Consider the following 12007-nt stretch of genomic DNA (forward strand, 5'->3'; position numbering starts at 1 on the left):
AATTATATTTTCATTGTTAATTACTTCCTACCCAAGTCTTTTCCCAAGGTGTTCCGCCTACTTCTAAACCTGCCTGATTGCTATCTGCTTCAACAATAATTTTTCCCTGGCAATCATATAAGGATAAGCTTAGTTTTCCCAAAGTGGTATCTCGGCAATTAAATACTAAACCATTTGCCGTTGGAGTCCGTACATAGGTACCAGATAAATTTGTTTCTCCTCTTAAAACAACTTGATACTGCGGCAACTTACCCTGAAGCTGCCATTCTCCCCAAGGCTCTATTTGCCAACTAATTTGAGAATTCCAGGGAGCAAATTCATAAAATTTTCCTTGGTTATGAATACCGATCAAAGCAACTTCTTCTCGCCACCACAATACTTGTCTGATTCCTCCTCCCGCAGTTAATGCTAAATCGCTTTCGCCATTAAAACTATTACAGTTCAGCCAAAACCATTTTTGAGGAAAAGAGCTACCCCAGTTTTTTTCACTATAGGCGGGTGCGTTAGCAAACTGATATCGCTCCCCGCGCCATTCAATCCAGCCTGTTGCCAAACCATGAGCCATAGTAATTTGCCATCCTGGCTCAAATATTGGTAGAGAAGAGAACAAGCCAGCAGATGATTGTTGATGTTGCGAGTTTCCCCAGCCGTATACAGGTTTAATTTGATATTCCCAACGACAATATTCATCTCTAACAGGATCGTAAATACTTCCCTGATTAAGATTTGCCATTGCTTGATATCCTTCTGTAACGTGAGTATTAAATTCTGCCGACGATAACAGTTTTGGTTTAATTTTTAGATTGGTTTTGCCCCAATGACCAAAAATCAAATTATTTTTACTGGCAAAAAATTTGTGAACATCAGGAAAAGTACGACAAAGATAAGCTTCATTCTTACCTAATATTTGTACTGCACCACCACTATTAGGCTGATTACCCACGGGATCTTCAATTGAATACATAAAAGCAAAGGTTTGTCTGATCTCTGGTAATGTTAAACGGAAATACCAGCCTTCAAAATAGCGAAGAGTAATGTGATTCCCGTGATAGCCACTATGAGGTGTTTTCATGTCGTTATGTCAGCATAGCCACAGTTTTGTAGCGTTATTTAAACTTATAATGATAGAAATTTTAGCGAATTTTTTTAATAATCGCTTAATCTTGTATCTTTAAATTTCTAATAATTATTAACTATTCCAGTCGAGCAATTTAAAAACTCTAAGCGATTATTAACAATAATTTTATTTGTTGTGGACAGTAGCAATCAAGAGAATTCTCAACCAACAATTGACGAAAAGCTAGAAAATGCTCTTAAAGATATCTACTGTGTTAGCGGTTTGGGTGCAGACGAGCGAGTATTTCAAAAGTTGAAACTTCAAGGCTACCAGCCAATACATATTAAATGGTTAAAACCGAAAACAGGAGAAAGTATTGAGAATTATGCTCAACGCTTAACTAGTCAAATAAAAGCTGAAAAACCTATAATAATTGGTTTGTCTTTTGGAGGAATTATTGCTGTTGAAATGTCCAAGCAAATTGCTACCGAAAAAGTAATTTTAATTTCTAGTACAAAGAATTATCAGGAAGTACCTTTCTATTTTAAGATATTTCGTTGGCTGCCAATTTATTTGCTCTTACCTGCTAAATTTATACTCTGGATTGGACAATTTATTGCTAGCTGGTTTTTTAGCTTAAAATCTGTTGATGAACGTAAACTACTAAAAGCTATTTTGTTTGACACTGATGCTCAATTCGTAAAATGGGCAATTCATCAGATTGTTACCTGGAAAAACGAATTAATTCCTGAAAATATTTACCATATTCATGGTGAACGCGATCGCATTTTTCCTTATCAGTTTGTTCATGAAGATTTCAACGTTAAATATGGCGGACATTTAATGATCATGAGTCAGGCTGAACACATTTCTAATTTAATTCAAAAAATTGTTGATTTAGATAATAGATAATAAATATTTTAAAAATAATTTAATTAACTCGATCTTAATTCTCAAAGTTCTTGTTGGTAATTTAAAGAATAATAAGAAGCTAAAATAATACCAATTCTTAAAAGTAGCTGGAAAGATCCAAAATATTCTAAGAGTCAATGAAAAGGCTCAAATATCCATGAAAGCTAAAATTAATCCTTTTATGTCACTTTCCGAGAACTAAAATAAAAAAACCATGAGTTAGCCAAGCAAGCAGTGTCTTCATTGAAAAGGAATTTGAATGCGAACGTATGTTCCTTTACCTGGTTCGCCGTTAATGGTTAACTTACCTCCGTGCTGTTTAAGGATCGCTTTGGTTAAAGTTAGTCCTACGCCAATATTATCTGATAAATTGTTTGAAGAATTGAAAACTTGTTCAACCAGGGGTTGTTCGATACCTTTACCAATGAGAAGTCATGTAAATATGCGAAGTAAAGGAGATTAAAGACAATACCAACAAAATTAATAAGCGAGAATCAGCCCCAACAATACCACAAGCTGTAAACAGGCGCTCAATAATCCATTGGGCTGCATCTGACTCGATTAACGCCTCTTTCAAGACTAAAGCTGCACCAACAAAGATAATTAGATTCCACGAAACTGTTTTTAATCCATCCTTCCAAGCGATCGCTTTTAATTAAAACGTGAATTTAGTTCTAATAGAGTTCTTGTTGGCAATATTATCTTGACTAAAAGAGTCTCCCTAATATGATTAGAAAGACTCTTGTTTTACTCATGAAATCAACAACACATGAGAATTTAATTTTTATTTGAATTAGAACTTTTAGTTAGAACCTTAAACTTAATATTTTGAGCTAGTGCTTTAGTGAATCTTTTAGGAAAAGCTTTTGTGACTTACAAGCACTAATACTCAACAGGTTTCACGACTAAACTAGAAGCTTTAAGACTAAATAAGAGCCTAGTACCGCTGCGCGTAAGTAATAAGTATTGATTTATTAGCTTTTACAGATTATTCGATGCTTACTTTATTTACGCCCTCGTCTACTGGCTATTATATTCCGCGGCAAACAACTCAAAACCAGCCTGTGATGGATCTTCAGTTGTGGCCACCAGTATTTCAGCTTGCTCATTGGCATAATAGTCTGTAGAACCAGTCTCTAGACTTGAAAATTCGTTGGTGTCAAGACTTTGCGTTTGAGTAGAAAATTCTGTGGAGTTAAAAGCTGTAAATCCATCAATAGCACTAATGTTGTTGTTACTAACATACGAATCTTCACTTTTTTCGTTATAAAGACCGTAAATAGGTAATCCTATACTCGAATTCGAGCCGTAACCAATATAGTCATTGCCAACACCTTGGGCAGTATTGTTTTCAATTGTAGTGCCATGGGTGGTATCGTTCCATATGAAATGGGCATTAATATTAGAAAAACTGCTATCTCTAAGAGTAACGTCAGTAGTGTTAAAAAACTTAGCCCCACCAGCATCATGGTTTTGGGGATGTTGGGCAGCTAAATTAACACCCTGTACGGTAATGCCACTGATTGTACCTCCCCTAGTATCGCCAACGCCAATACCTTTTCTGCCTACATTACTGATGGTGGAATTGAGAACCTGAAATCCATCGGCACTGTCGAGGTTAATTCCAGTATTGTTTTGACCGTCTGTGTTTGGTTGGCTAATACCAATGTTATTAATATCTAAATTTTGTAAAGTTAGATCCGTTGCCCCATAACTGTTAATACCAATATTAGCATTGGTTAATTCCAGATCTTGGATCGTTGCACCATCAGCATCTTGAGTTATGTTTAAAATCGGTTCAGATGAGCCGCCACCATCAATTACCGTACCGTCTTGACCATCAAGTGTAATGTCCTTGTCGATGGTAACTCCTGAAGCAGAATAAGTATTGTTCCCTAACTCAACTATGTCGCCATCGCTAGCTGCTGCGATCGCACTTTTTAGATCGCCGCCAAAATCATTATCAACATTAATAACGTTGCCACCATTTTCTGCTACAACAGTCGTATCTTGATCGACCTCAGTTTGATCGGTAGTGGTTTGATCGACCTCAGTTTGATCGGTAGTGGTTTGATCGACCTCAGTTTGATCGGTAGTGGTTTGATCGACCTCAGTTTGATCGGTAGTGGTTTGATCGACCTCAGTTTGATCGGTAGTGGTTTGATCAATCTCAGTTTGATCGGTAGTGGTTTGATCGACCTCAGTTTGATCGGTAGTGGTTTGATCAATCTCAGTTTGATCGGTAGTGGTTTGATCAATCTCAGTTTGATCGGTAGTGGTTTGATCAGTAGTCGTGTCGTAAAAGACCGAGTCGCTTACCTCACTTTCTGGAGTATTTGTATCTCCACTATATAAACTATCGTTAGTTCCTGAATTTTCCGTGCTGCCAGCATTGTCAACATAAGTTGAATCAACGTTTTCAGTAGTTTCAGTAGTTAAGGAATCTTGCATGTTTTTATTCTAAATTAAGATTTGTATTTTTTACGGTCAGAAACGGAAAATCAAGACTATTTTTGACGGTATGTCTTGCTGATAATTCTGACCAGGGTGCTTTTGCACAATGTTCTGGCAATTTGTACACCTAGAAAACCTAGCAGGAGAAAGATAAAAATTCGGATAACTTCAAGGACACATTGTGAAAAATTCGATCATAGATCGACAATATTTTGTATATTTTTGTGACATTGTAACTCGAAGAAAATGACCGAATTTAAGCGTTATTGCCCTAAATTGCTAGATATTTGTTTAAGCTTACCTTATGTCTATTTGTATCTATCCGAGTGTAGATATAGATTTCTGATAGTAACTCAAAGATTTATAATGTATCGTTATTCAATTGAGAATTAACTCTTGGCTTGGGCCAACAAAATCTTCAGAATTTGTTGGTTAGGCAGGATTGACATCCTCCCCAGCCTAAAAGCGTGGGGATTCCTAAGACTCACGACTTAGGTTTCTGTTTCCTTCCCGCGTTGCGGGTTTTGCTCAACTGCCCTTTAGAACTATGTCTATTAGGTCTTATGTCCGATCCACAGACGATCACTGCGAGTCCCGCAGCAAGTATGTTTTTTCCAGCATTGATATCTCTGTCGATGCCTATGGTTTTACAGCTAGGACAATCCCAACTGCGAATATCCAAGGGCAAGCTGTCCATCACGAAACCGCAATGGTTACATCGCTTACTGCTAGGGAAAAAGCGGTCAATCTTGACCAGTTTTCGCCCGTACCATTCACACTTATACTCAAGTTGACGAAACATTTCGCCCCAAGCAGCATCGGAGATAGACCGAGCCAGCTTATGGTTTTTGACCATGTTTCTAATGGCAAGATCTTCAATAGCAATTACGCCGTTGGCTCTTACCAAGCCTGTAGTCAACTTGTGCAAAAAATCAGTACGAGCATCTTTAATTTTGGCGTGTATCTTAGCTACTTCAAGTCTTGCTTTATATCGGTTGTTCGAGCCTTTGGTTTTCCGACTCAACAACTTTTGCGCGACTTTAAGCTTTTGATACAGCCGATTGAAATGCTTAGGATTGGCTATCTTTTCTCCATCGCTGGTAGTCAACAGACTAGAGATGCCAACATCAATACCAACTTTTTTATCAGTTGGTGGCAATGGTTGAACAGTTGGGTCATCTATCAACAGAGAAACAAACCATCTACCAGATGGCTCAAGTTTGACTGTGACAGTAGAGGGACTAGTGCCATCGGGCAAAAGCCTAGACCAAACTATATGCAACGGTTCTTTGCACTTGGCAAGCCACAATTTCCCATCACGGTATTTGAAAGCTGCACGGGTAAATTCAGCATTACCTCCGTTTCGTTTTTTCTTGAAGTTGGGATACTTGGCTCGTTTTGCCCAGAAATTTTCAAACGCCTTGCTCAAATGGCGCAAGGTTTGCTGAAGTGGCACGGAGCTAACTTCATTCAGAAAAACCAGATCTTCTTCTTTCTTCCAATCGGTAAGCATAGAAGAGGTTTGATTATAGCCAACCCTTTCTTGTCGCTGATACCATCCTTCAGTTTTGGCTGCCAAAGCCTTGTTGTAGACCAAGCGAACGCAGCCCATCGTCCGACGCAAGAGATTCTCTTGGGGGAGCGTTGGGTAAAACCTATATTTGTAGGCGCGTTCAGTCATTTGTAATATTTGTCTAACAACTCTTACATTTTAACACAATGAACCTAAAATATAAAGTCCCCCTAGAAGGGGGAGGTCTTAAACCCAATTTCTCCTGATAACTAAAAATGCACTACGGATAACTGCTATCCTGTTTAAACGATACGATACGGCAGTAAGCAGATCTCTTTTATGGTTTATGGCTAATTTTTTGTTGGAAGTCGGTACAGAAGAATTACCCGCAGATTTTGTTAGTAGTGCGATCGCGCAATGGCAGACTAAAATTTCTCATAGTTTATCGGCGCAATTTCTTAATCCTGCCAAAGTTGAGTGTTATGGAACTCCTCGCCGTCTAGCCGTATTACTTCAGGACATTCCCGATCGCCAAGCAGATCGAGAAGAAGAAATTAAAGGCCCTCCAGCAACAGCAGCATTCAAAAATGGTCAGCCTACCAAAGCAGCCGAGGGTTTTGCCCGTAAGCAGGGGGTGAGCCTGGAAGATTTAGAAATTCGCGATACTGACAAAGGCGAATTTGTCTTTATCCAAAAGCAGATTATAGGTCGTCAGACAACAGAGATTCTACCAGACCTATGCCTAGATTGGATTACTGGTTTAGAAGGTAAACGTTTTATGCGCTGGGGAGATGGTGACTTACGTTTTCCTCGCCCGATTCGCTGGCTGGTGGCGTTATGGAATAGCCAGATTCTACCCTTAGAATTAGTTAATGGTTCAGCAAGTATTCAAAGCGATCGCATCTCTCGCGGACACAGAGTATTACATCCTGAGGCGATCGCAATTGCTCAAGCAACAGATTATGTTGCGACCATGCGTTCTGCTGCTGTAGAAGTAGACTCTAAGGTTAGACAGGAAAAGATTGAAGCAGACATCTTAGCGCGAGCTAAAGAAATAGGCGCACAGGCAGAAATATACCCAGATTTGCTGGCAGAAGTTGTTAATTTAGTTGAATATCCCACCGCAGTTACAGGTAAATTTGAGGCGGAATTTCTTACCTTACCAACGGAAGTAATCAAGACAGTAATGGTTAGCCATCAGCGTTATTTTCCCCTTCATCAGGAGCAAGGTGGGGCTTTGTTGCCCAACTTTATTACTATTTCCAATGGCGATCCCAAGAAGCAAAATATTATTGCCGAAGGAAATGGTAGAGTTATTCGCGCCCGACTCGCAGATGCACAATTCTTTTATCAGGCAGACTGTGATGAGCATTTAGATACCTATTTGCCTGAGTTAGAGAACGTTACCTTTCAAGAAGATTTAGGTTCGATGCGGGACAAAGTTGACCGCATTATTGATATGGCAAGAATGATTGCCGAACAGTTAAGCGCCGATGAATCGCAGCAAAATGAGATTGAAAGCACTGCTTTACTGTGCAAAGCAGACTTAGTCACCCAGATGGTTTATGAGTTTCCTGAACTACAGGGGGTGATGGGGGAAAAATATGCAATAGTTAGTGGTGAGTCGGTAACTGTAGCCAAGGGCATTTTTGAACACTATTTGCCTAAAGGCGCAGATGATATTATGCCCACCACCTTAAATGGTCAGGTGGTTGGTTTGGCGGATCGCCTGGATACTTTAATCGGGATTTTTGGTCTAGGGTTGATTCCGACTGGTTCATCCGATCCTTTTGCCCTGCGTCGGGCAGCTAACGCCATCGTGAACATTATTTGGTCGGCAGATTTACCACTTAATCTTAATCAATTATTAGAGCAGGGTTCAGCCGATTTTGTATCCGCCCATAGCGATCGCCAATCTCCCTTAACAGCTTTACAAGAATTCTTTTGGCAACGAATACGGACACTACTGCAAGACGAATTGCAAGTAGATTACGATCTAGTCAATGGGGTGGTGGGCGATAATGATCCTGAATACACTCAAAGAGCTTTAGAAGATTTATTAGATGTTCGAGAGCGCGCTTTATTTTTACAATCAGCCCGCAAAAACGGCAGACTAAATGAGATCTACGCAACGATTAATCGTTCATCACGTCTGGCAAGTCAAGGAGATTTGGATACACAGACTCTAGATCCTCAAGGCTTAGTTAAGCCCGAACTGTTTGAAGAGTCTTCTGAACTAGAATTTTATCAAGCCCTCAGTGATTTATTATCCCAGACAGAAGCAGCACAACAAGAGCGGAATTATCAATCATTAATTGAGGGTTTGACGACAATTGCTCCTGTAGTAAGTAACTTTTTTGATGGTGACCATAGCGTATTAGTTATGGCAGAAAATCCTGATGTTAAACGCAATCGCTTGAATCTTTTGGCGCTGTTGCGGAATCACGCTAGAGTTTTAGCTGATTTTGGGGCGATCGTTAAAGAGTGATTAACTGATGTTACGCACTAATCAATCTGCTAAGACTAGGTAGTGGGTAGTGGGTAGTGGGTAGTGGGTAGTGGGTAGTAGGTAGTGGGTTAATTTTCTTGAGCTTTTAATTTTTTGGTAATTGAAACTAATATTTTTATTTTTTCTAATTAAGAACTGAATTTATAGTTAAGATTAAGTTTCGCAACTCAATTTTAACATTAGGTATTATTTAAAACTTACTACCTACTACCTACTACCTATTTATCTGCTGAAAGAATCGCGATCGCAAAATAAAGTTGCGTGAGGCAAAGTACGTAAGATAGTTGCGGGGAAATTAGGCGCGATCGCCTGTTTGAGAGTCTGTCTAACCACTTGTGTCTTATGACTTCCTCCCGCCAAACAAAATACTCGCTTGGCAGCGCAAATTGTAGGAATAGTTAAAGTGTAGGCATAGCTGGGGACAGCTGCTAAATCTCTGAAGTAGCCTCCGTTTACCTGTTGCTGGCGCGTCTTTGTTTCCAGCTTCACTAACTTTACTACTTGTGGATCGTTAAAATCGGCGACGCTAGGTTCATTAAAAGCTAGATGTCCGTTGTCTCCAATACCCAACATACAAAGGTCAATGGTTTGCTGCTGTAATAAATGACGATAGCGATCGCATTCTCTTAAGGGTTGTTGAGCATCTCCTGCGAGGTAATAAAATTGCCGTGGCTTTAGCGGTTGTTCTACCTTGTGATATAAATAATAGCGAAAGCTACCAGGATGATCGGCAGCTATTCCCAGATACTCATCGAGATGGAAAAAAATAATCCGCGACCAATCTAGTAGGGCATCAAATTTGTTTTGAGGGATAGTTAGTACAAAAGTCAAAAGTCAAGAGTTTTAACCTACTACTTACTACCTACTACCTACTACCTGATCTCAACTCTTCAATTTAAAATTGTCAGACTACTAGTAGATTTCCTTGGGCGATCGCTGTTAAAAAGTCTAGCTGCGAATTGCCTGTTGCTAAGATGATCCTGACAGTTTCTTGTTGCTCAAGCAATGATTGAAGATAATCTTGTGCCAGTGTCGTTACATCTTGGGTTAATTCCATCGCGTCAGCAGCAACCCTGACAGATAAGTCACCAATTTTGATAACCTGAGTATCGAGGGATGATAGAGTACGATCTGACATCTTTAATTAATCGAGTTTTTAGGAGAATATGAGCAATATATCCGATATAGCCGTCAAAAACATCCAAGGCAAATCTGAAACATTTGCTGACTATCAGGGTAAGGTATTGTTAATTGTCAATGTTGCTTCTTATTGTGGCTATACTCCCCAATACAAAGGATTAGAGCAGCTAAACCAAGATTACCGCGAAAAGGGCTTAAGAGTGTTGGGCTTCCCCTGTAATGATTTTGGCGCACAAGAGCCTGGAACGAACGAAGAGATTGCTAAGTTTTGTGAAACTAGCTATGGTGTTAGTTTTGACATGATGGATAAGGTACATGCTAAGGGGTCTGAGCAACATCCTTTATACCAAACTCTCACCAACGCTATAGAGCCAAAAGGCGATGTCGCCTGGAACTTTGAGAAATTTCTCATTAGCAAACAGGGTGATGTTGTCGCTCGCTTTGGTAGCGGTGTCGCTCCTACTTCTGCTGAGTTAATTCAGGCAGTTGAAGCGGAACTCGCCAAGTAAATTTAGCGTTATTACCCAACTTGATGTCACTACGTAGCAGCTTAATGAAATGTATGTGACATGCAATCTATATAGTTAATTGCTGAAATCGATGGTCGTCCCATTGGATTTATTCAGATTATCGATCCAGCCCTTGAAGATAGCAAATGAATTCTATGTAGTTTTTGAGATAATTGCTGCCAGCTAACTATGTTTGATGTTTAATGAGTGAAACTATTTGAGTGTTTTGCGGTGTCAAACAATAATTTAAATCAAGTAAACTGGACTAAATTTGCTAATTATCTAGCTTTAGCGGTCATTTTCTGGGGTATTTTAGTTCGAACCGTTCAATATCTTAGTAATAGGTCGCTCTGGGGAGATGAACTTAGTTTAGTTGTCAACATTCTGGATCGCTCTTATGGAGAGTTATCTCAAACCCTAGATTATAATCAGTCAGCACCTCTGGGTTTTCTCTGGATTGAGAAACTGGCGACGCAATTGTGGGGTAACAGCGAATATGCTCTCAGGTTATTGCCGTTTATTGCCAGCATTATATCTTTGGGAGTGTTTTATAGTTTGGTGCGCCGATATAGTTCAACTTGGGCTGCACCTATCGCTCTGTGTTTATTTGCCTGTACTAAGTTTACTGTTTACTTCTCCACCGAATTAAAACCTTACTCTAGCGATGTAGCGATCGCGCTAATTCTGTTTTGGTTTATAGTTGAAGCTCAACATCGAATTTTAAAAGTTAGAGAGATGCTGGGTTTTGCTGCTTTGGGTAGTTTAGCAATCTGGCTTTCTTATCCTGCGGTTTTAGTGATGGCAGGAATGGAGGGATGGAATTTGGGCACAGCTTCGAGAAGATCCTGGGGCAAAATTATCATCAATCGTCTGGGAATTTATTCTGCCTGGTTGATTAGTTTCGGTTTGTTCTACTTAATTAATATTGCCGATGCTGTGAACAATGAAGATCTAAGTTCTTCTTGGGCAGGGCGATATCCAGATTCATTTGCTGATATTTTGTGGTTATTCGATGTTTTAGCTAAGTTTTTCTATCATCCCATGGGATTTTTAGGTATAACCGATGCCATTGGTATTTTTGCTTTTATCATCGGCTGTATTGCCTGGTATCGCCACAATCGGACGCTCTTTTTTGCCTTAATTGCTCCATTTGTCTCTACCATACTTGCTGCTTATCTTCATCAATATCCTTTTCAAGATCGTCTGACTCTATTTTTAGCACCTTTCGGCATGATGATCGTAGCGGAAGGAATTGTCTTGATGCTGTCGCCAATAAATAAGCTAAATCGAGGCAAAAGCCCAAGAGGAACTCGGTTGATGGCAATGTTAGGAATTATCTCTTTGGTTGCTTTAACGATCCTGCCAATTTATCGATCTAGTACCTTACTTGTTAAACCTGAATTAAAACAGGAAGTTAAACCAGTGTTGGCATATGTTGCCCAGCAGAATCAACCAGGAGACAAAGTATACGTTTATGCAGAAGGGAATCTAGCTTTTACTTATTACATGAAGTTAAAAAAATATAGCAATATAGACTATATTCTTGGCACAGTTAACTTTGATAGCGATGAGCCAAAGCAAGATTTACAGCAAGATTTGGGCAAAGAGTTACAACCGTTAAAAGATCATCGAGTTTGGTTTATTTTGCGTGCAAATGCCGAAAAAAAAGCAGAAATAATTGAATATCTCGATCGCATCGGTCAAAAAAGAGACTCGTTTGAGCAGACGGGAGCTTCTGCCTACCTTTATACTTTATCAGGGGCAAATTAAGCACAGAGCAACAGGATGATACTAAATTCGTTTCATATAGGTTACTTAAAAAATTGAGTAGCGAGTAGCGAGTAACAAGTAACAAGTAACAAGTAACAAGTAACAAGTAACAAGTAACAAGTAACAAGTAACAAGTAACAAGT

At 39.4% G+C, this 12007-nt stretch carries 11 protein-coding genes and 1 pseudogene; 5 read left to right on the plus strand and 7 right to left on the minus strand.

Annotated features, from left to right (window positions below):
- Positions 1–16: 16 nt before the first annotated feature.
- The gene (locus tag C7B62_RS09705) at positions 17–1072 is read right to left on the minus strand and encodes a tocopherol cyclase family protein (RefSeq protein ID WP_106235301.1); all 1056 of its coding nucleotides are present in this window, start codon (positions 1070–1072) and stop codon (positions 17–19) included.
- Between the two features lie 180 nt (positions 1073–1252).
- Between C7B62_RS09705 and C7B62_RS09710 the strand changes: the two genes are divergently transcribed.
- Positions 1253–1969 carry an alpha/beta hydrolase gene (locus C7B62_RS09710; protein WP_106235303.1) on the plus strand — a complete coding sequence of 239 codons (717 nt, stop codon included), beginning with the start codon at positions 1253–1255 and terminating at the stop codon, positions 1967–1969.
- A 240-nt stretch (positions 1970–2209) separates the two neighbouring features.
- Here C7B62_RS09710 and C7B62_RS27110 read toward each other — a convergent pair whose 3' ends face one another.
- The 4 genes from C7B62_RS27110 to C7B62_RS09730 form a co-directional block, all read right to left on the minus strand.
- The gene (locus C7B62_RS27110) at positions 2210–2395 is read right to left on the minus strand and encodes an ATP-binding protein (RefSeq protein WP_106235322.1); all 186 of its coding nucleotides are present in this window, start codon (positions 2393–2395) and stop codon (positions 2210–2212) included.
- A complete protein-coding gene (locus tag C7B62_RS09720; RefSeq protein WP_199194127.1) occupies positions 2388–2546 on the minus strand; it encodes a hypothetical protein in 159 nt (52 codons plus the stop codon). Before C7B62_RS09720 ends, C7B62_RS27110 begins: the two co-directional genes overlap by 8 nt.
- 443 nt (positions 2547–2989) lie before the next feature.
- Positions 2990–4420 (minus strand): nitrous oxide reductase family maturation protein NosD, encoded by a 1431-nt coding sequence (locus C7B62_RS09725; protein ID WP_106235305.1) that lies wholly within the window; start codon positions 4418–4420, stop codon positions 2990–2992.
- Between the two features lie 487 nt (positions 4421–4907).
- Positions 4908–6104, minus strand: coding sequence for an RNA-guided endonuclease TnpB family protein (locus C7B62_RS09730; RefSeq protein ID WP_106235307.1), 1197 nt, complete (start codon positions 6102–6104; stop codon positions 4908–4910).
- Between the two features lie 178 nt (positions 6105–6282).
- On the opposite strand from C7B62_RS09730, the gene glyS reads away from it, so the two are divergent.
- The gene (gene glyS, locus C7B62_RS09735; RefSeq protein ID WP_106235309.1) at positions 6283–8424 is read left to right on the plus strand and encodes a glycine--tRNA ligase subunit beta; all 2142 of its coding nucleotides are present in this window, start codon (positions 6283–6285) and stop codon (positions 8422–8424) included.
- A gap of 243 nt (positions 8425–8667) precedes the next feature.
- Here glyS and C7B62_RS09740 read toward each other — a convergent pair whose 3' ends face one another.
- A complete protein-coding gene (locus C7B62_RS09740; RefSeq protein WP_106235311.1) occupies positions 8668–9276 on the minus strand; it encodes a 6-phosphogluconolactonase in 609 nt (202 codons plus the stop codon).
- A gap of 73 nt (positions 9277–9349) precedes the next feature.
- The gene (locus tag C7B62_RS09745; protein WP_199194128.1) at positions 9350–9583 is read right to left on the minus strand and encodes a hypothetical protein; all 234 of its coding nucleotides are present in this window, start codon (positions 9581–9583) and stop codon (positions 9350–9352) included.
- A 28-nt stretch (positions 9584–9611) separates the two neighbouring features.
- On the opposite strand from C7B62_RS09745, the gene C7B62_RS09750 reads away from it, so the two are divergent.
- From C7B62_RS09750 to C7B62_RS09760, 3 genes and pseudogenes are all read left to right on the plus strand, one after another.
- Complete coding sequence (locus tag C7B62_RS09750) at positions 9612–10094, plus strand: glutathione peroxidase (protein WP_106235313.1); 483 nt, start codon at positions 9612–9614, stop codon at positions 10092–10094.
- Positions 10095–10169: 75 nt separating this feature from the next.
- Positions 10170–10238, plus strand: a pseudogene (locus C7B62_RS27115) (GNAT family N-acetyltransferase); the annotation flags it as partial.
- Positions 10239–10325: 87 nt separating this feature from the next.
- A complete protein-coding gene (locus tag C7B62_RS09760) occupies positions 10326–11864 on the plus strand; it encodes a glycosyltransferase family 39 protein (protein ID WP_106235325.1) in 1539 nt (512 codons plus the stop codon).
- Positions 11865–12007: the final 143 nt, after the last annotated feature.

Source organism: Pleurocapsa sp. CCALA 161 (assembly GCF_003003995.1).
GTDB lineage: Bacteria > Cyanobacteriota > Cyanobacteriia > Cyanobacteriales > Xenococcaceae > Waterburya.

Coding starts and splice junctions, on each gene's coding strand:
- C7B62_RS09750 (WP_106235313.1), top strand. CDS start 9,612: ATGAGCAATATATCCGATATAGCCGTCAAAAACATCCAAGGCAAATCT.
- C7B62_RS09730 (WP_106235307.1), bottom strand. CDS start 6,104: ATGACTGAACGCGCCTACAAATATAGGTTTTACCCAACGCTCCCCCAA.
- C7B62_RS09705 (WP_106235301.1), bottom strand. CDS start 1,072: ATGAAAACACCTCATAGTGGCTATCACGGGAATCACATTACTCTTCGC.
- glyS (WP_106235309.1), top strand. CDS start 6,283: ATGGCTAATTTTTTGTTGGAAGTCGGTACAGAAGAATTACCCGCAGAT.
- C7B62_RS09745 (WP_199194128.1), bottom strand. CDS start 9,583: ATGTCAGATCGTACTCTATCATCCCTCGATACTCAGGTTATCAAAATT.
- C7B62_RS09725 (WP_106235305.1), bottom strand. CDS start 4,420: ATGCAAGATTCCTTAACTACTGAAACTACTGAAAACGTTGATTCAACT.